Origin of the sequence: Pseudomonas nabeulensis (assembly GCF_004682045.1) — a bacterium.
Classification (GTDB): Bacteria; Pseudomonadota; Gammaproteobacteria; order Pseudomonadales; family Pseudomonadaceae; genus Aquipseudomonas; species Aquipseudomonas nabeulensis.
Genome location: NZ_QUZT01000055.1, coordinates 15,184 through 34,437, shown reverse-complemented (window position 1 = coordinate 34,437; position 19,254 = coordinate 15,184). Strand labels below are relative to the sequence as shown.

Genomic DNA, 19,254 nt, shown 5'->3' with positions numbered 1-19,254 from the left:
CCCGTTGCGACCACCAGAGTGTCGCCCCGAGTGCCAGGCACACGGCCACCAGAAGAAGGGTGTTGAGATTGGTCAGCAGCTTCAGGCGCATGCGTGGTTTCAACCGACAGCAAAAGATAAGTGCCTGAACTTATTGCGTTTTCGTTACAGGGTTATGACGGAATCAGTGGAATCCGATGAAAAGATGGCACTTTGCTTTGATCCGCGCGCAGCTTGCACCCGGTTGCGTCCGGCATCCTTGGCACGGTACAGCGCTTCGTCGGCCTGGGCCGCCATCATCAGGCTGTCGGAACCGTCGCACAGTTCCACCAGGCCTGCGCTGAAGGTGCACCACAAGTCCTGGGGCTGGGCGGGGTAGTGGATTTCGGCAAAGCGTCGACGAATTTCGTCGAGTACCTGGCAGGCCGCTTCCAGGTCGGTGTCGGGCATCACGATGGCGAATTCTTCGCCGCCGTAGCGTCCGATAAAGTCGGTCTTGCGCAAACGCTGCTTGAGGAACAGCGCCAGGCTTTTGATCACCCGGTCGCCCATGGGGTGGCCGTGGCTGTCATTGACCCGCTTGAAGTGGTCGATATCCAGCATGGCAAAACTCAATGGCTTGTTCTCGCGGCGGGCGCGGAAGCTGCAGTCTTCGAGCAGTTGCAGGATGTGCGTGTGGTTGTACAAGCCGGTCAGGCTGTCGCGCACCATCCGCGCCTTGAGGTGGCGCGCACGGGCGGCGCGGTTGCGTACGGTGGTGATCAGGTGGCGCGGCTTGATCGGCTTGGTGAGAAAGTCGTCGCCGCCTTCGCTCATGGCGTCCAGTTGTTTGTCCAGGTCGTCTTCGGCCGACAGGTAGATGATCGGCACGCTTACGTAACGGTCGTTATGGCGAATTACCTTGGCCAGTTCGGTGCCGGTGCAGGCGGGCATGTACATGTCGAGGATGATCAGGTCGGGCTGGAAATCCGCCAGCTCGGCCATGGCCTGGATCGGTTCGATCAGGGTGCGGGTGACGATGCCGGCGCTGTTGAGCAGGCGCTCGGTGTGCAGGGCCTGGGCTCGTGAGTCGTCGATGATCAGCACTTTATAAGGTTCGTACTGGGCGACGCACGTCAGCACTTCGATTTTTTCCAGCAGGCTGGAGGCTTCCAGGGTTCCGGTCAGAAACTCCTGTCCGCCAGCACGCACGGCGGCCAGGCGGGTGGGGGTGTCGGTTTCATGCAGGCTGAAAAACAGCAGCGGCAGCTTTTGTTCCAGGCCTTCCTGGGCTTGCGCGGCGAGCTTGAGGCCCAGGCCGGCGCCGCAGAAATCCACGTCCATCACAATGGCCGAAGGCAGGCGCTCGGCCATGGACGCGTGAAATGCCGCCACGCTGTCCAGGGACTGGGCGCTCATGCCGAAGAATTCCAGTTGCTTGGCCAGGCGCTCGGCACGCTCGTGATCGGCGAGCATCACATAGATCGGCTTGCGCATCGGCGGCAGGAAGGTTTGTTCCAACTGGTCGCCCTGGCGCAGGCCGGTGCGCGACAGGCGTTGCATCAAGCGATTGAGTTCGGTGATCAGGTGACTGCTCAGGCGTCCGCGATTTTCGTCCACCGCTTGCAGTGACTCGCCGATATGCCGCGCCAATTGACTGTGTTCGGGCTGTTCGAAGCGCTCGGCAAACCGCAGCAGGCGCAGGTTGGCTTCGCTGAGTTCGGCGAGGTCGGCACCGGACCATTCGCTGCGTTGCAGGCGCTGCCAGATCTCAAGAATTTGACGTGCCTGATGAATTACCCGCTGGGCAAAATGGTGCTTGAGGCGCTCACGGCTGGGGTCTTCTGGCTCGGTCATATCCTGACTACTAGTTAGGGTGCATGCTGAGGTCGAACTGATGGCTCTATGCTAGCACCTCTTTTCGATAGGATGAGTGTCGTACGTCAATAAACTGCGTGTCTTGGTATTCAGTAGCTGACTGGTGGGTCGCGCCGTATAAAAAGCCCCGCATCGACCGGCACGATGGGGTAGGGTTGTGGTCGGAGTGTTTGAACGCACCCGGACTATTGATGTGCATGAACTCAAGTGATTGAAAGGATATCGCCATGCTGGACTGGAAAAACCGTGAAGGCAGTGCCAAAGGGCCCGCCCCAGAGCCCAAGTCGGCCAACCGCGGCTACTTTCGCAACCTGCTGCTGAGCAAAGCCTTGCTCAGCGTGTTGGGTCTGTACCTGTTGGTCACCGGTGCCCTGGGTTGGTACTGGAGCGAAGAACCGGCGTTGTTCCCGGTCCAGCAAAATGCGCAGATTGCTGCCGAGAAAGACGGCAAGCAAATGGTGGTGGGCTTCACCACCGTCGAAACCCTCAAGACTGTCGTGGGCACCTTGCTCAACAAGCCAGGTGGCTACATTTCCAACGACCGCTTCCCGCCGGGCCTGTGGATGGACAACATGCCGAGCTGGGAATACGGCGTGCTGGTGCAGGTACGCGACCTGACCCGCGCCCTGCGCAAAGACTTCGCCCGCTCGCAGTCGCAGTCGGCCGAAGATGCCGACTTGGCCAAGGCGGAACCGCGCTTCAACTTCGACAACAAGAGCTGGGTGCTGCCGTCCAGCGAGTCGGAATACCAGGAAGGCATCAACTCCCTGAGCCGCTATGAAGCGCGCTTGTCCGACCCGAACCAGAAGGGCGCGCTGTTCTATGCCCGCGCCGACAACCTGAACAACTGGTTGGGCGACGTCGCCACCCGTTTGGGCTCGCTGTCGCAACGCTTGTCGGCCAGCGTGGGCCGGGTGAAGCTGAACACCGCGCTGAAAACCGAAGCCCTGGCGCCGGGTGAAGTGCCGCAGGTCGACGAAGAAGTGGTGGAAACCCCATGGATGCAGATCGATAACGTGTTCTACGAAGCCCGTGGCCAGGCGTGGGCCTTGTCCCACCTGCTGCGCGCTATCGAAGTCGACTTTGCCGACGTGCTGGCCAAGAAAAACGCCACGGTCAGCGTGCGCCAGATCATTCGTGAGCTGGAGGCCTCGCAGGAACCGGTGTGGAGTCCTATGATTCTTAACGGCAGTGGCTTCGGCGTACTGGCGAACCATTCGCTGGTGATGGCCAACTATATCTCCCGGGCCAACGCTGCAGTGATCGACTTGCGTCAGCTCCTCAACCAGGGTTGATGATGGACGCTACTCAAAAAGAGGCCGCACACCGTGCGGCCTCTGATGCTGAACTGATCTGCTGGGTCGACGAACAGGACAACCTGCTCGGCGCCCTGGTCAGGTCTGACCTGCGCCAGCGCGGCTTGATTGGTCGTTGCACCTTCATCTTCCTGTTCAATTCCCAAGGCGAACTGTGTGTGCATCGGCGCACCCTGAGCAAAGCCATGTATCCCGGCTTCTGGGACACAGCGGCAGGCGGGATGGTGGCAGCGGGTGAGCCCTATGCGTTATCGGCGGCCCGCGAGCTTGAGGAAGAGCTCGGTGTCAGTGGGGTGGAATTGACCGAACATGACCACTTCTACTTCGAAGATGGCGACAGCCGCCTGTGGTGCAAATCCTACTCCGCTGTCTGGGACGGCCCCCTGCGTTTGCAGCCTGAAGAAGTCATGGAGGCGCGCTTTTTGCCTGTCGGAATTGTCTTGCAAGAAGCCGAGCAAAAGCCTTACTGCCCGGACGCCCAGGAGGGCTTGCGCCGCTATCTGGCCTCACGTCGCTAAAGTTGCAGAAATTGGCGCTATTTGGCTCTTAGCAAGTCGGCTTTTTGCCGTTACACTGCGCGACTTTTCACCCGAGGCGCCTTGGCGCTTCGGTAGCGCTGCCCCTGCCTGAGTGGGGCTTCGCGGTCGGCTCGCCTCTGTGCAGGTGCCGATCAGTCTTCATCCTCCCAAGAGGATTGCCGGTGGCCAAAAAAGCCGCATCCTTCGCCGCCCTTGGTGGCCTGGTATTTTCCACCGACGCAGGTCGTCACTGCCCGGACTGTCGCCAGCCCGTGGATTCGTGTACCTGCAAACAGACCCTGATCCCCGAAGGCGACGGTATTGCCCGCGTACGACGCGAAAGCAAAGGCCGTGGCGGCAAGACGGTGACCACCATCACCGGCGTGCCCTTGGCCGAGGATGCCCTGAAGGAACTCGCCACCTCGCTGAAAAAGCGCTGTGGCACCGGTGGCGCGTTGAAAGACGGCGTCATCGAGATCCAGGGCGATCACGTCGAGTTGCTGTTGGCCGAGCTGATCAAACTCGGGTACAAGGCCAAGAAGTCCGGCGGCTGAAAGCCTCTTCCCGACCTGTGTCTAAACTCTGTCCTGCGCGTGGGGTCCTACCTTGCACGCAGGCAAATCGTCATTTTCATTCTTTAGACTGCGCCAGCCTCTGATAGGGGCGGTGCCTTCGACTTCATTTATAGGGGACTTCGATGTCCGTACTACGCACACGCAAAGACGATGGCAGCCAATGGACAGTTGCGGACAGCCGCAGTGTTTACGGGATTCGCCATTGGGGGGCCGGGTATTTCGCGATCAATGAAGCCGGTCGCGTTGAAGTCCGTCCGAACGGCCCGAACAGCACGCCGGTTGACCTGTACGAGCAAGTCGACGAGTTGCGTAAAAGTGGCCTGTCGCTGCCATTGCTGGTGCGCTTCCCCGATATCCTGCAAGACCGTGTACGCCAGCTGACCGGCGCGTTCGATGCGAACATCGAGCGCCTGGAATACCAGAGCCAATACACCGCGCTGTACCCGATCAAGGTGAACCAGCAGGAAGCGGTGATCGAGAACATCATCGCCACCCAGAACGTCTCTATCGGCCTCGAAGCCGGTTCCAAGCCTGAGCTGCTGGCCGTGCTGGCCCTGGCGCCCAAGGGCGGCACCATCGTGTGCAATGGTTACAAAGACCGTGAGTTCATCCGCCTGGCGCTGATGGGCCAGAAGCTCGGCCACAACGTGTTTATCGTGATCGAGAAAGAATCCGAAGTGGAGTTGGTGATCGAAGAGGCCGCCAGCCTCAAGGTCAAGCCACAGGTGGGCCTGCGCGTGCGTTTGTCGTCGTTGGCGTCGAGCAAGTGGGCGGACACCGGCGGTGAGAAGTCCAAGTTCGGTTTGTCGGCGGCGCAACTGCTGTCGGTGGTCGAGCGTTTCCGCGCGGCGGGCCTGGACCAGGGCATCCGCCTGCTGCACTTCCACATGGGCTCGCAGATCGCCAACCTGGCCGACTACCAGCACGGCTTCAAGGAAGCCATTCGTTACTACGGCGAGCTGCGCAACCTCGGCCTGCCGGTGGACCACATCGACGTGGGCGGTGGCCTGGGTGTGGACTACGACGGTACGCACTCGCGTAACGCCAGCTCGATCAACTACGACATGGACGACTACGCCGGCGTGGTGGTGGGCATGCTCAAGGAATTCTGCGATGCGCAGAGCCTGCCGCACCCGCACATCTTCTCCGAAAGCGGCCGTTCGCTGACAGCGCACCACGCCATGCTGGTGGTGCAGGTCACTGACGTCGAGAAACACAACGACGACGTGCCGTTGATCGAGAACAAGGAAGCCCTGCCGGAAACCGTGCAATGGCTGGTGGACCTGCTCGGCCCGACCGATATCGAGATGGTCACCGAAACCTACTGGCGCGCCACCCACTACATGAGCGACGTGGCCGCCCAGTACGCCGACGGCAAGCTGACCCTGGCGGAAAAAGCCCTGGCCGAGCAATGCTACTTCGCCGTATGCCGTCGCCTGCACAACTCGCTGAAAGCCCGCCAGCGCTCGCACCGCCAGGTGCTGGACGAACTCAACGACAAGCTGGCCGACAAGTACATCTGCAACTTCTCGGTGTTCCAGAGCCTGCCGGACACCTGGGCCATCGGCCAGGTATTGCCGATTTTGCCGCTGCACCGCCTCGACGAAGAGCCGCTGCGTCGTGCAGTACTGCAAGACCTGACCTGCGACTCCGACGGCAAGATCAAGCAGTACGTCGACGAGCAGTCCATCGAGACCAGCCTGCCGGTGCACGCCTTGAACGAAGGTGAAGACTACTTGCTGGGTATCTTCCTGGTGGGCGCTTACCAGGAAATCCTCGGCGACATGCACAACCTGTTCGGTGACACCGACTCGGTGAACATCTACCAGCGTGACGACGGCTCGGTGTACAGCGCCGGAATCGAGACCCACGACACCATTGAAGACATGCTGCGCTATGTGCACTTGTCGCCGGAGGAGTTGATGACGCACTACCGCGACAAGTGCGCGAGCGCGAAGATCAGCGCGAGTGAGCGTACGCAGTTCCTGGATGCATTGCGGTTGGGGCTGACGCGGTCTTCGTACCTGTCCTCATAACGTCAGTTGGCACCGATTCAAAATGTGGGAGGGGGCTTGCCCCCGATAGCGGTACATCAGTAGCACATGAGCTGCCTGACACACCGCCATCGGGGGCAAGCCCCCTCCCACATTTAGATCTTCATCTGGTAGTACTTTTTGTGTGAGGGGTAGACGATGTCGAGCAGGTTCTTACAAGCCTTCACCCTGGCACTCACCGCCTTCCTCGCGGCCTGCTCCCCCATCAATGTGCTCAACGCACTCACGCCCTCCAGTACCTTCACCAAAACATCAGCCATCGCTTATGGCGATGATCCCCGCCAGAAACTCGATATCTATCGTCCAGCTCCCGCTATCTCCAACGCCCCCGTGGTGGTGTTTTTCTACGGCGGCAGCTGGAACTCCGGTTCCAAGGATGACTACGGTTTCGTTGGTGAAGCCCTGGCATCACGCGGTATCGTCGTGGTGATCGCCGATTACCGGCTCTACCCCCAAGTGCGTTACCCCGCGTTTCTCCAGGACGGCGCCCAAGCGGTGGCCTGGACCTATCAGCACATTGCCGACTACGGCGCCGACCCCAAGCAGCTCTATGTGATGGGCCACAGCTCCGGCGCCTACAACGCCTCGATGCTGGCGCTGGACGCGCGCTGGCTGAGTGCTGTGGGTTTGTCGCCCTCAATCTTCAAAGGCTGGATCGGCCTGGCCGGCCCGTATGACTTCCTGCCGATTGAAAACCCGGAGGTGAAACCGGTTTTTTTCTTCCCCGACTCGCCACCGGATTCCCAGCCGATCAACCATGTGAGTGCCGATGCACCGCCAACTTTGTTGATCGCCTCGACGGCTGACAAGTTGGTCAACCCCACACGCAATACGGGTGGGCTGGCGAATAAATTGCGGGCCGTCGGCGTGCCTGTGGAAGAGTTCTACTTCGGCAAGACCAACCACCAGACGTTGGTCGCTGCGATCTCAAAACCTTTACGCTGGCTGGCACCGGTATTGGACCGCGTGACTGCATTTATCCAAGCCACTGATCCTGCCGATTCAAGCGCCAGGCAATCGCCCACAGAGTAAGGCTGCGCAAGGCCATGAACAGCAGGAAGGTGATCCACAACCCGTGGTTGCCCAAGCCCTGCAACGCCCAGGCAACCGGCAGTGTCAGCAACACTGTCAGCAGCATGCCATTGCGCATTTCCCGTGCGCGGGTGGCGCCGATGAACAGGCCGTCCAGCAAGTAACTCCACACCGCAATCAACGGCAGCACCGCCAGATACGGCAGGTAGAGGTCGGCCGTTTCGCGCACGCTGGGGATATCGGTTTGCATGGCGATAAACAGATGCCCGCCGACGGTGAACAGCAGGGCGAAACCGATGCTGGCGATCAGCGACCAACCGCCGGCCACCACCAGTGAACGGCGCAGGGCCTGGCGGTCGTGGGCGCCGATGGCGTGACCGCACAGGGCTTCGACCGCGTGGGCCAGGCCGTCCAGTGCGTGGGCCGTCAGCAACAGACCGTTGAGCAACAGCGCGTTGGCGGCCACGGTGGCGTCGCCCAAGCGCGCGCCTTGTACCGTGATCATGAAAAACACCGATTGCAGCGCCAGGCTGCGGATGAAAATGTCGCGGTTCACCGCCAACAGCGGGCGCCAGCTCTGCCAGCGTTTCAGCGCGGCCCAGGCGATATGGCCGGGGTAGGCGCGCAGGCCCTTTTGCGTGAGCGCCAGGCCTAGCAGGGCGCCGGTCCATTCGGCGACAACGGACGCTCTCGCCGAACCGACCACACCCCAATCCAGACCCAGCACAAACCACAGGTTCAGCGCGATATTCACCAGGTTGGTGGTCAGCAAGATGGCCAACGGTGCACGGGCGTTTTGCGTGCCGAGGAACCAGCCGACAAGCGCATAACTGGCCAGGGCGGCAGGCAGGCCGAATAGGCGTGTGTGGAAAAAATCCTGAGTCAGTTGATTGAGTTCGGCGGAGGGCTGCATCCACTCCAAGGCCAGATGGCTGAACGGAATGCCGACCGTGCCCAGCAACATGGCCAGCCCCAACGCCAGCAGCAACCCTTGCAGCAGGATTTGCCGCAGCGCCGCCCCGTCATTGCGTCCGGCGGCTTGCGCGGCGAACCCCGTGGTGCCCATGCGCAGAAAGCCCATGGCCCAGGCGAGAAAGGTATACAGGCTGGCACCGACCGCCACGGCGCCCAACTGATGGGCGTGGGGCAGGTGGCCGATGACCATGCTGTCGACCAGGGCAACCAGTGGCACCGAGATATTCGACAGGATCATCGGCGCGGCCAGGGCCCAGACGCGGCGATGGGTGGGGCGATGGCGCCAGTCGGTAAGCAGGGCAGTCATGGAGGCTCCTTGGAGGGCCGATATTGTACCCGTCCCTCAACAACACTACAGGACCATTGTGGGAGGGGGCTTGCCCCCGATAGCGGTGTGTCAGTAACAGATAAGTTTCCTGACACACTGCCATCGGGGGCAAGCCCCCTCCCACATTTGCCTGTGTTTTCACAGGTTGATCTTCATTGGTTGTGGGATTTTGCTTGGCTTGCAGCCCTATCCAGAACCAACCCACCCTCCGTCGGTCAATGTGACCGGCACCCCATCAGCCCCCCGCAGGCTGATATATAGTTCACCCCTCGGACCCTCTCACCATGAGTGCACCCATGCTTAACAAAGGACTGTTCCTGGCCTGCGCGCTGGCCCTGCTGAGCGCTTGCGATTCTTCCGATAAACCCGTTGCCCCTGCGGCGGCAACGGTGGCAGCCACACCCGCCAAGGCAGCGGTGGATGTGGCCGCGTTGAAACAGCGCTACGCCGGGCGTGAAGTAAGTGTGGTGGATGTGTCCGAAGTGCAGCTCGACGGGGCCAGCACGCTCTCCGTGAGTTTTTCCATTCCCCTGGACCCCGACCAGAAATTCGCCGACAAACTTCACTTGGTGGACAGCAAGTCCGGCAAGGTCGATGGTGCCTGGGAACTCTCCGACAACCTGATGGAGTTGCGCCTGCGCCACCTGGAGCCGCAGCGCAAATTGGTGCTCACGGTCGATGCCGGCGTGAAGGCGGTCAACGATAACAAGCTTGCCGCCGAGTACAGCGCCCGCCTGGAAACCCGCGACCTGCAAGCCACTGTCGGCTTCGCCAGCCGTGGCACCCTGCTGCCGACGCGCCTGGCCGAAGGCCTGCCGGTGATCGCGCTGAACGTCGACAAGATCGACGTCGAATTCTTCCGCATCAAGCCCGAATCCCTGCCGACTTTCCTTGCGCAGTGGGGCCGCAACACCAGCCTGCAAAGTTATGAATCCCGCGAACTGCTGCCTCTGGCGGATCTGGTCTACGGTGGCCGTTTCGACCTGAACCCGGCGCGCAATACCCGCGAAACCCTGTTGCTGCCCATCGCCGGCCTCAAGCCATTGCAGCAGCCCGGCGTGTACCTGGCGGTGATGCGGGCTTCGGGCACCTACAACTATTCGCAACCGGCCACGCTGTTTACCTTGAGTGATATCGGCCTGTCAGTGCACCGCTATGCCAATCGCCTGGATGTGTTTACCCAGGCGCTGGAAGGCGGCAAGGCCCTGGATGGCGTCGACCTTGAAGTGCTCGACGCCGAAGGCCGTGTGGTGGGCCAGGGCAAGACCGAGAAGGGCGGTCACGCCGAGTTGCCGTTGCCGAAAAAGGCCCAGGTGTTGCTGGCCAAGCAAGGTGAACAGACCAGCCTGTTGCGCCTCGACAGCGCCGCGCTGGACCTGGCGGAATTCGATATCGGCGGCCAGCCGTCGCACCCGTTGCAGTTCTTTGTGTTTGGTCCGCGTGACCTGTATCGCCCGGGCGAAACCGTCTTGCTCAACGCCTTGCTGCGGGATAAGGACGGCAACGCGGTCAAGCCGCAGCCGGTGAGTGTCGAGGTGCGTCGCCCGGATGAACAGGTGAGCCGCAAATTCGTGTGGGATGCCGATGCTTCCGGCCTCTATCAATATCAACTGCAACTGGCCGGCGAAGCGCCGACTGGCCGTTGGCAATTGGTGTTCGATCTGGGCGACGGCAAGCCGCAATTGTATGAGTTTCTCGTCGAAGACTTCCTGCCCGAGCGCCTGGCGCTGGAACTCAAGGGCAGCGACGCGGCATTGAGCCCGGCGGATAACCCGGTGATTCAAGTCACCGGTCGTTACCTCTACGGTGCGCCTGCATCGGGGAACCGCGTCAGCGGCCAAGTCTATGTGCGGCCATTGCGCGACGCGGTCAAATCCCTGCCGGGTTATCAATTCGGCTCCGTCACCGAAGAAGAACTCAGCCAGGATTTCGAGCTGGACGAAAGCGTGCTCGACGCCAAGGGCCAGGAAGCGCTGACCCTGGAAAGCAAATGGGCCGAGGCCAAGTCGCCGCTGCAACTGATCGTTCAGGCCAGCCTGCAAGAGTCGGGCGGTCGGCCGATCACCCGTCGCCTGGTGCAACCGATCTGGCCCGCCGAGCAACTGCCGGGCCTGCGCGGTTTGTTTGACGGCAAGGAAACCAATGGCGACGGCCCGGCGGAATTCGAAGTACTGCTGGCCAATCAGGACGGCCAGAAACTCGCCGCGCAAAACCTCAAGGTGCGCCTGATACGCGAGCGCCGTGACTACTACTGGAACTACTCCGAGAACGATGGCTGGAGTTATCACTTCAACGAAAAATTCCTCAACCTCGATGAGCAGACCCTGAACATCAAGGCGGGCGACACCGCCAAGGTCAGCTTCCAGGTGGAGTGGGGCCCGTATCGGGTCGAGGTTGAAGACCCGCAGACCGGCTTGGTCAGCAGCCTGCGGTTCTGGGCCGGTTACCAGGCCCAGGACAATACCGAAGGCGGCGCGGTGCGGCCTGATCAGGTGAAGCTGGCGCTGGACAAACCGGCGTATGGCGACGGCGATACCGCCAACGTCACCGTTACTCCGCCCGCTGCCGGTAAAGGCTACCTGCTGGTGGAGTCCGCCGAAGGCCCGCTGTGGTGGCAGGAAATCGACGTGCCGGCCGAAGGCAAAAGCTTTGCGGTGAAACTCGATCCGAAATGGTCACGGCATGACTTGTATGTGAGCGCCCTGGTGATTCGCCCCGGCGAGCGCAAGGCCAATATCACCCCCAAGCGCGCGGTGGGCCTGCTGCATCTGCCGCTGGATCGCACCCAGCGCAAACTCGGCCTGACCCTCACCGCACCGGAGAAAATGCGCCCCAAACAACCACTGACGGTCAAAGTCGCCGCCAGGAATGCCGATGGCAGCGTGCCCAAACAGGTGCATGTGCTGGTGGCGGCGGTGGACGTGGGCATCCTCAATATCACCGAATACCCAACGCCGGATCCGTACTCCAGCTTGTTCGGTCGCAAGGCGTACGGTGTGGACCAGTTCGACATCTATGGCCAGCTGATCGAAGCCGGCCAGGGCCGACTCGCCAGCCTGGCGTTTGGTGGTGACGCAGCGTTGGCCAAGGGCGGCAAGCGTCCGGACACCAGCGTGACCATCGTCGCCCTGCAAAGTGCGCCGGTGACCTTGAATGAGCAGGGCGAGGGCGAAGTCAGCGTCAATATCCCCGACTTCAATGGCGAGCTGCGCTTGATGGCCCAGGCCTGGAGCGATGACCGCTACGGCATGGCCGAAGCCAAGACGGTGATCGCCGCACCGCTGATTGCCGAACTGTCGGCGCCGCGTTTTTTGGCCGGTGGCGACCAGACCACCCTGGCGCTGGACCTGTCGAACCTGTCGGGCAAGGTGCAGAAACTCGACGTGCAACTGAGCGCCGAAGGCCAGCTTGAGTTGGTCAACAGCGGCGCGCAAAGCGTTGAGTTGAAACAAGGCCAGCGCACCACGTTGCGTATCCCGGTGAAAGCCTGGGGCGGTTTGGGCCAGGGCAAAGTCAAGGTCACGGTCAATGGCCTGGACCTGCCGGGTGAAAACCTGCCGCCGTTCAGCCGCGAATGGACCCTGGGCGTACGCCCGGCGTATCCGGCGTTGCTCAAGCAGTATCGCGCGGTGCTCAAGGATCAACCATGGAGCTTGCCGCCGGGCGCGCTGGAGCCGTTCGACACGTCTGGGCGTGAGGCGCTGCTGAGCCTGTCGAGCCGGCCGCCACTGAACCTTGGCGCGCAGATCAGTGCACTCAAGGCCTACCCCTATGGCTGCCTGGAGCAGACCGCCAGCGGCCTGTACCCGTCGCTGTATGCCGACGATGCGTTGCTCAAGCGGCTGTCGATCAAGGGCGAGTCGGATACCGAGCGCAAACGCAAGATCGAGATCGGCATCGAGCGCCTGCTGGGCATGCAGCGCTACAACGGCAGCTTTGGCTTGTGGGGCGCCGATGGCGAGGAAGAGTATTGGCTGACGGCGTACGTCACCGACTTCCTGCTGCGTGCCCGTGATCAAGGGTTTGCGGTGCCGCCCGAAGCGCTGAAAAAGGCCAGCGAACGCCTGCTGCGGTATGTGCAGGAACGCAACCTGATCGACGTCGACTACAGCGACAACGCCGACCACACCCGCTTCGCCGTGCAGGCCTACGCCGGCATGGTGTTGGCGCGCAGCCAGCAGGCGCCATTGGGTGCGTTGCGCAGTATTTTCGAGCGTCGTAGCGATGCCCGTTCCGGTTTGCCATTGGTGCAACTGGCCATCGCCCTACAGAAAATGGGCGACCAGCCGCGCGCCGATCAGGCCTTGCAGGCGGGCTTGGCAGCGCAGCGCAATGCCAATGAATGGCTCGCCGACTACGGCAGCCCGCTGCGCGATCAAGCAATGATCCTGGCGCTGTTGGAAGAAAACGACCTGGCCAAAGGCAAGCGTGAGGAGCGTTTGTTTACCCTGTCGGATCAGTTGGCGGCCAGCCCGTACCTGTCGACCCAGGAGCGCAATTCGCTGTTCCTCGCCGGGCGCCTGGGCTTCGCCAAACCGGACGCGAACTGGCAGGTATCGCTGACGGGCAGCGGTGGGATTCAGGAATTGAACAATCAGCAATCGACGCTGGAATTGGAGGGCAAACTGCTTTCCAGTGATTTGACCTTGAGCAATCAGGGCGAAGCGCCGGTGTATCAGCAATTGACGATTTCAGGTTATCCACAGCTGCCGCCGACGGCGGGTGGGGATAACTTGAGCATTCGCCGCGAATACCTGGGCATGAACGGCCAGCCGCTGAACCTGCGCAACCTCAACAGCGGTGACCTGGTATTGGTGCATTTGGCGGTAAGCGCCAAGCAGCGTGTGCCGGATGCGTTGGTCGTGGACCTGCTGCCCGCCGGCCTGGAGCTGGAAAACCAGAACCTGGCGCAAAGCGCCGCCAGCCTGGAAAACGCCAGCAGCCAGGTGAAGGAGTGGCGCGAGTCGATGCAGAACGCTTCGCTTAAACACCAGGAGTTCCGTGATGACCGTTACGTGGCGGCGCTGAACCTGGACGGGTATGGCACCACGCACTTGTTGTACTTGGCGCGGGCGGTGACACCGGGCACCTATCGCGTGCCGCCGCCGCAGGTGGAGTCGATGTATCGACCGAATTGGCAGGCGGTGGGGGAGACCCCGGCGGACTTGACCATCAAAGGCCGCTGATAGTTAAGTTTGAAATGGGAGCCAGATGTGGGAGGGAGCAAGCCTCCTCCCACAAGGGATCAGTGCACCACCCAACTCAGCAGCCACAGCCCCAGCATCAACCAGATAATCCCCATGATGATCGACGCCCGCATAAACGCGCGTACCGCCGAATAGAGGAACAGCAGGCCGATGATCAGGGTGACGATGCTGATGATCGAGGTGTCCATGCCCAATGTGCGCGACAGACCTTCGATAAAGTTGCCCCCGGCGTTGGTCAGGGCACCGAACAACCCGCTGAGCCCATCGACGATAAAGCGGATGACCGAGCCAAGCGCCTGGCCCAACCATTCGAAAAAGCTTTCAACCTGCATAAGTGTGTCCTGATGAGAAGGTGGGCGTATGTGTGGCTTTGGTTGTTATTGCAACAGGCTAGTTCCCTACAAGCATAGAGGTTTGCCCGTTTGAGTTTGCGATTAATCATTAATGACAGCCGTGCACAATCCAATGTGGGAGGGGGCTTGCCCCCGATGGCGGTGGGTCAGTGAGTGGCGATTTGACTGATCCACCGCCATCGGGGGCAAGCCCCCTCTCACATTTATTATTGCGTTGGGCGTTGGGTGTTGTGCTGTTGGTCACAGCGCTGCTCTGGCTGGCCGATCGCATCTGGCCGCTGCCTTTGCCCCAGGACGACCTTGCCCGCGTCGTCCTGGCCGAAGACGGCACGCCGCTATGGCGCTTCGCCGACGCCAACGGCGTCTGGCGCTACCCGGTGCAAACCCGTGAAGTCTCGCCGTATTACCTCGACGCGCTGCTGACCTACGAAGACCGCTGGTTCTATCAACACCCCGGCGTCAACCCGCTGGCCCTGGTGCGGGCCACCTGGCAGAACCTCACCGGCGCACGGGTGGTGTCGGGCGGCAGCACCTTGTCGATGCAGGTGGCGCGCCTGCTGGATCCGCATTCGCGCACGTTTCACGGCAAGTTGCGCCAGTTATGGCGTACCGCGCAGTTGGAGTGGCACCTGTCCAAGGACGAGATCCTCACCCTTTACCTGAACCGCGCGCCCTTCGGCGGCACCTTGCAGGGTGTGGCCGCCGCCAGTTGGGCGTACCTGGGCAAATCCCCGGCCCAACTGACCCACGCCGAAGCCGCCTTGCTCGCCGTGTTGCCCCAGGCCCCCAGCCGCCTGCGGCCCGACCGGCACCCCCAACGTGCCCAGGACGCCCGCGACAAAGTGCTGCGCCGCCTCGCCGAGTTCCAGGTGTGGCCGCAAGCCGCTGTCGATGAAGCCCTGGAAGAGCCTTTGCTGCTTGCCCCGCGCCTTGAACCGAGCCTGGCGCCCTTGCTCGCGCGCCGCCTGAACCGCCCCGACAGCCCGCCGCTGATCCGCACCACCCTGGATGCCACCCTGCAACGCCGGCTTGAAGACCTGCTGCTGGGCTGGCGTGCACGCCTGCCGGAACACACCTCCGCCGCTATCCTGGTGGTGGAGGAGGAGACCATGGCCGTGCGCGCCTACCTCGGCTCGGTGGACATCAACGACGCCAAGCGCTTTGGTCATGTGGACATGATCAGCGCGCTGCGTTCGCCAGGTTCCACCTTAAAACCGTTCCTCTATGGCATGGCGTTGGACGAAGGCTTGATCCATTCCGAATCCCTGTTGCAGGACGTGCCCCGGCGTTACGGCGATTACCGGCCGGGCAATTTCTCCATGGGCTTTACCGGCGCGGTGCCGGCGAGTACCGCACTGTCCAGTTCGCTGAACCTGCCGGCGGTGCAGTTGCTGGAAGCCTACGGGCCCAAGCGCTTTGCCGCGCAGATGCGCATCGGGGGCGTGCCCTTGGCATTGCCCGCGCTGGCCGAGCCCAACCTGGCGCTGATCCTCGGCGGCGCCGGCAGTCGTCTGGAAGACTTGGTCAGCGGCTACAGCGCCTTCGCCCGTGACGGCAAGAGCGCGACGATCCGTCTGCAACCGGACGACGTGCTGCGGGAGCGACCAATGTTGTCACCGGGGGCGGCCTGGATTGTGCGGCGTATCCTCAGTGGCCAGGCGCGCCCCGACCGCGATCCGCGTGCCGAACTGGTACAGCGCCCGGTGCTGGCCTGGAAAACCGGCACCAGCTATGGCTTTCGTGATGCCTGGGCGATTGGCGTGGGGCCACGTTATTTGATCGGCGTGTGGATTGGCCGTCCGGACGGCACACCCGTACCCGGTCAGTTCGGCCTGGCGTCGGCAGCACCGCTGATGTTGCAGGTGCACGACGTGCTGACCAACCGCGACAGCCAGCGCGGCATCAGCGCGCCGGTCAAGCCCGTACCGGCCAATGTCGGCGTGGCCGCAATCTGTTGGCCGCTGGGCCAGCCCATGAGCCGCACCGACCCCAATTGCCGCCGCCAGCGCTTTGCCTGGACGATGGACAACACCACGCCGCCGACCTTGCAGGCGTTGGATCAGCCGTTGAGCGTGGGGTTGATGGAGAGCGTCTGGGTGAATGCCAAGGGGTTGCGGGTGGATGCCCGTTGTTCTGGGGCGGTCGCCAAAAATATCGCGCTGTGGCCTGCGCCGCTGGAACCGTGGTTGCCCAGGATTGAGCGGCGAGAGGCGCGTATTCCGGCGGCTGATCCCGATTGTCCGCCGCCGGCATTGGCGGCGTCCTCGCCGCTGTCGATTGTCGGGGTGCGCGAAGGGGATCAGCTGCGGTTGCCGGCGGGCAGTCAACAAGCCCTGCGTCTGAAGCTCTCTGCGCTTGGCGGCAGCGGACGGCGTTGGTGGTTTCTGAATGGGGCGCCGTTGGGGGACAGTGCCAACCAGGAGTTTATCAATGCCGGTTTTGAGCGGTTGGGGCGGTATCAGTTGAGTGTGTTGGATGAGGCTGGGCAGACAGCAAGGCTTGAGTTCAGCGTCGTTGACTGAATAGCCATCGGGGGCAAGCCCCCTCCCACCCTTGATTTGTGAATACATTCAAAATGTGGGAGGGGGCTTGCCCCCGATGACAATCCCCCTGAAGCTACTCACCTTCAGGAGCCCCCTACATGAACCTCGAACACCTCACCGAACGCCTGCACCGCATCCGCGATAACAACGACTGGAAGCAGTTTCACAGCCCGAAAAACCTGGCCATGGCCGCCAGCGTGGAAATGGCCGAGTTGGTGGAAATCTTCCAATGGCTCACCGAAGACCAATCCCGCCAGTTGCCGGCTGACAAACTCGCCCACGCCGGGCAGGAAGTCGGCGATATCGTGCTGTACCTGTTGTTGCTGTGCAGTGAGCTGGGCCTGGACATGAACGAGGTGGTGCGCGCCAAACTGGACGACAGCGAACGGCGGTTTGCCCATGAGTGACCGTCATTTCGACCAACTGGCCACGCGCTTTGCCGAGAAGATCTACGGCGGTGCCAAAGGCGCGATTCGCCTGGCGGTGCTCCAGGCCGACCTGACCGAAGCATTGCCGCAGCGTCCCTTGCGGGTGCTGGATATCGGCGCGGGGCTGGGGCATATGTCGCTGTGGCTGGCCGAGCAAGGCCATCAAGTGACTCTGGCCGAACCCGCCGAGCCGATGCTCGAAGGCGCACGCCAACGCTTCGCTGACGCCGGGCAGACCGCGACGTTTATCCACGCGCCGTGGCAAGACCTGCTCGGCCAACTCACCGAACCTTACGATCTGGTGCTGTGCCACGCCGTGCTGGAATGGCTGGCCGAGCCCCATGGGATCCTGCCGGTGTTGCACCAGCTCACGGCGCCCGGCGGCTGGTTGTCGCTGGCGTTCTACAACCGCGATGCGTTGATCTACCGCAATTTGCTCAAAGGCCACTTCCGCAAAATGCGCAAGAACGACATGGCCGGCGAGAAACAGAGCCTTACGCCGCAACAGCCCCTGGACCCGCGGGAACTGGCGGCGCAACTCGAAGGCCTTTGGCAGGTCGAAAGCCAAAGTGGCGTGCGGGTGTTCCACGACTACATGCCGGTGGAATTCCAGGCCCGCGCCGATTTACAGGACTTGTTGGAGATGGAACTCGCTCACCGTCGTCACCCAAGCTTTGCCGGACTTGGGCGTTATTTGCACTGGATCTGCCGTCCGGTTTAAGCGGCCCAGTCTGCGGAGGTCGAAATGCGTCGTCTCTGTTTGATCCTGTTGTCCCTCGGGTTGGGGGCGTGTTCCAGCCCCAATCCCTACGTGGCCGCCTCGGCCCCGATCCCGCCGGCTCCGGCCCAGGCGGCGAATACCTTTGATGCCAGCGCCTATCCTGCGCCGGTGCGCGACTACGGCGCGTACCGCAATTGGGCCTGGCGCAACGGCCAACTGCCGGCGGGTTCGGCGTGGGCCGATTCGGCACAGATTGCCGAAGCCGTCAGCGGCGCCCTTGACCAGCGCGGCCTGCGCCCCCTGCACGACAACCGTCCGCCGGACCTGCTGGTGAGCGCCGATGTGCGCCTGGAGAAGCGCCTCAGGCAGGTCCAGGATGATTACGGCTACGGTTACGGCGGCTACAACCGCTATGGCAATGGTTACGGCATGTACAACTCCGTACCGGTGGTGCGCACCTATGAAGTGACGGTGGCCGTGGTGCGCGTCAACCTGTTCGACGCCCGCAGCGGCCAGCCGGTGTGGAGCACCAGCGCCGAAACCGCCAGCAACGGCAGCCTCAGCGAGCGCGCCGATGCCTTGCGCCAGGCCGTGCAAAAAGCCATGGCCGCCTATCCACCCAGTTAACCGCTATTCTCATTTCCAGCGCCGTTCGCTATTTGGAGAACCATCATGTTTCGTCGTATCGCGACTCTTGCGTTTGTAGTGCTGCTGGGCGGTTGCCAGACCAGCCAGGTCAACCACGATTTTGACGCCAGCCGAGACTTCGGCGCCTACCGCAACTGGGCCTGGAAAGAGCCAGCGCTGCAATACCGCCCGGATGATCCACGCATCAAGAGCGACCTCACCGAACAACGCATCCGCCAGGCGGTGGGCGAGCAACTCGATCAACGCGGCCTGCGTCCTGCCGCCGCCGGCACCAAGGCCGACCTCAACGTACAGGCCTATCTGATCGTCGAAGACCGCCAGCAACAAGTCACCACCAACTACGGCGGCGCCTGGGGCGGCCCATGGAATGGCTACTGGGGCGGGCCGATGTACAACGAAACCCGCAACATCACCTACAAGGTGGCGACCATCCAGATCGACCTGCTCGACGGCAAGGACGGCAAACTGGTGTGGCGCGGCAGTGACGAGCAGATGATGAGCAGCACGCCGAACCCGCAGGATCGCAGTAATGCGATTCGCACGACGATCACGCACATTCTCTCAACCTATCCACCGCACTAAAAACCACTGCATAACCCTTGTGGGAGGGGGCTTGCCCCCGATGGCTGAGTGTCAGTCAGAACATTTATTTCTGACACACCGCCATCGGGGGCAAGCCCCCTCCCACATTTGTCTCGCGGCGCGCACAAATTCGTCGTC

14 protein-coding genes are annotated in these 19,254 nt (G+C 62.1%); 11 read left to right on the top strand and 3 right to left on the bottom strand.

The genetic code is table 11. The features are described from left to right. Positions 1 to 144: 144 nt before the first annotated feature. Positions 145 to 1,815, bottom strand: a complete 1,671-nt coding sequence (locus DYL61_RS23690) for a GGDEF domain-containing response regulator (RefSeq protein WP_135310339.1) — start codon at positions 1,813 to 1,815, stop codon at positions 145 to 147. 248 nt (positions 1,816 to 2,063) lie between these two features. Here DYL61_RS23690 and DYL61_RS23685 point away from each other — a divergent pair, with 248 nt between their 5' ends. The 5 genes from DYL61_RS23685 to DYL61_RS23665 all read left to right on the top strand — a co-directional run bounded on the left by DYL61_RS23685 (position 2,064) and on the right by DYL61_RS23665 (position 7,331). Continuing rightward, positions 2,064 to 3,131 (top strand): DUF2333 family protein, encoded by a 1,068-nt coding sequence (locus tag DYL61_RS23685; RefSeq protein WP_135310338.1) that lies wholly within the window; start codon positions 2,064 to 2,066, stop codon positions 3,129 to 3,131. Between the two features lie 2 nt (positions 3,132 to 3,133). Continuing rightward, positions 3,134 to 3,670: an NUDIX hydrolase gene (locus DYL61_RS23680; RefSeq protein ID WP_135310337.1), complete on the top strand. Its 537-nt coding sequence runs from the start codon at positions 3,134 to 3,136 to the stop codon at positions 3,668 to 3,670. A 182-nt stretch (positions 3,671 to 3,852) separates the two neighbouring features. Then, a complete protein-coding gene (locus DYL61_RS23675) occupies positions 3,853 to 4,224 on the top strand; it encodes a translation initiation factor Sui1 (RefSeq protein WP_032893757.1) in 372 nt (123 codons plus the stop codon). Between the two features lie 143 nt (positions 4,225 to 4,367). Next, positions 4,368 to 6,281 carry an arginine decarboxylase gene (gene speA, locus DYL61_RS23670; protein ID WP_135310336.1) on the top strand — a complete coding sequence of 638 codons (1,914 nt, stop codon included), beginning with the start codon at positions 4,368 to 4,370 and terminating at the stop codon, positions 6,279 to 6,281. A gap of 156 nt (positions 6,282 to 6,437) precedes the next feature. Further along, positions 6,438 to 7,331 carry an alpha/beta hydrolase gene (locus DYL61_RS23665; RefSeq protein ID WP_135310335.1) on the top strand — a complete coding sequence of 298 codons (894 nt, stop codon included), beginning with the start codon at positions 6,438 to 6,440 and terminating at the stop codon, positions 7,329 to 7,331. On the opposite strand, the gene DYL61_RS23660 is transcribed toward DYL61_RS23665, so the two are convergent. Then, complete coding sequence (locus DYL61_RS23660) at positions 7,276 to 8,613, bottom strand: MATE family efflux transporter (RefSeq protein ID WP_135310334.1); 1,338 nt, start codon at positions 8,611 to 8,613, stop codon at positions 7,276 to 7,278. The genes DYL61_RS23665 and DYL61_RS23660 overlap by 56 nt on opposite strands. A gap of 317 nt (positions 8,614 to 8,930) precedes the next feature. Between DYL61_RS23660 and DYL61_RS23655 the strand changes: the two genes are divergently transcribed. Then, on the top strand, positions 8,931 to 13,820 hold the full coding sequence (locus DYL61_RS23655; protein WP_135310333.1) for an alpha-2-macroglobulin: 4,890 nt from the start codon (positions 8,931 to 8,933) through the stop codon (positions 13,818 to 13,820). Between the two features lie 59 nt (positions 13,821 to 13,879). On the opposite strand, the gene DYL61_RS23650 is transcribed toward DYL61_RS23655, so the two are convergent. After that, positions 13,880 to 14,173: a hypothetical protein gene (locus DYL61_RS23650; RefSeq protein WP_135310332.1), complete on the bottom strand. Its 294-nt coding sequence runs from the start codon at positions 14,171 to 14,173 to the stop codon at positions 13,880 to 13,882. 230 nt (positions 14,174 to 14,403) lie between these two features. On the opposite strand from DYL61_RS23650, the gene pbpC reads away from it, so the two are divergent. From pbpC to DYL61_RS23625, 5 genes are all read left to right on the top strand, one after another. Next, entirely contained in the window at positions 14,404 to 16,716 is a 2,313-nt protein-coding gene (gene pbpC / locus DYL61_RS23645; protein ID WP_135310331.1) for a peptidoglycan glycosyltransferase PbpC, read from the top strand. Between the two features lie 119 nt (positions 16,717 to 16,835). Continuing rightward, positions 16,836 to 17,144, top strand: coding sequence for a MazG-like family protein (locus DYL61_RS23640; RefSeq protein WP_135310330.1), 309 nt, complete (start codon positions 16,836 to 16,838; stop codon positions 17,142 to 17,144). Beyond that, on the top strand, positions 17,137 to 17,886 hold the full coding sequence (locus tag DYL61_RS23635; RefSeq protein WP_135310329.1) for a methyltransferase: 750 nt from the start codon (positions 17,137 to 17,139) through the stop codon (positions 17,884 to 17,886). The genes DYL61_RS23640 and DYL61_RS23635 overlap by 8 nt, the downstream gene beginning before the upstream one ends. A 24-nt stretch (positions 17,887 to 17,910) precedes the next feature. Continuing rightward, positions 17,911 to 18,513, top strand: a complete 603-nt coding sequence (locus DYL61_RS23630; RefSeq protein ID WP_135310328.1) for a DUF4136 domain-containing protein — start codon at positions 17,911 to 17,913, stop codon at positions 18,511 to 18,513. 45 nt (positions 18,514 to 18,558) lie between these two features. Continuing rightward, positions 18,559 to 19,116, top strand: coding sequence for a DUF4136 domain-containing protein (locus DYL61_RS23625; protein WP_135310327.1), 558 nt, complete (start codon positions 18,559 to 18,561; stop codon positions 19,114 to 19,116). The last annotated feature ends 138 nt before the right edge of the window (positions 19,117 to 19,254 follow it).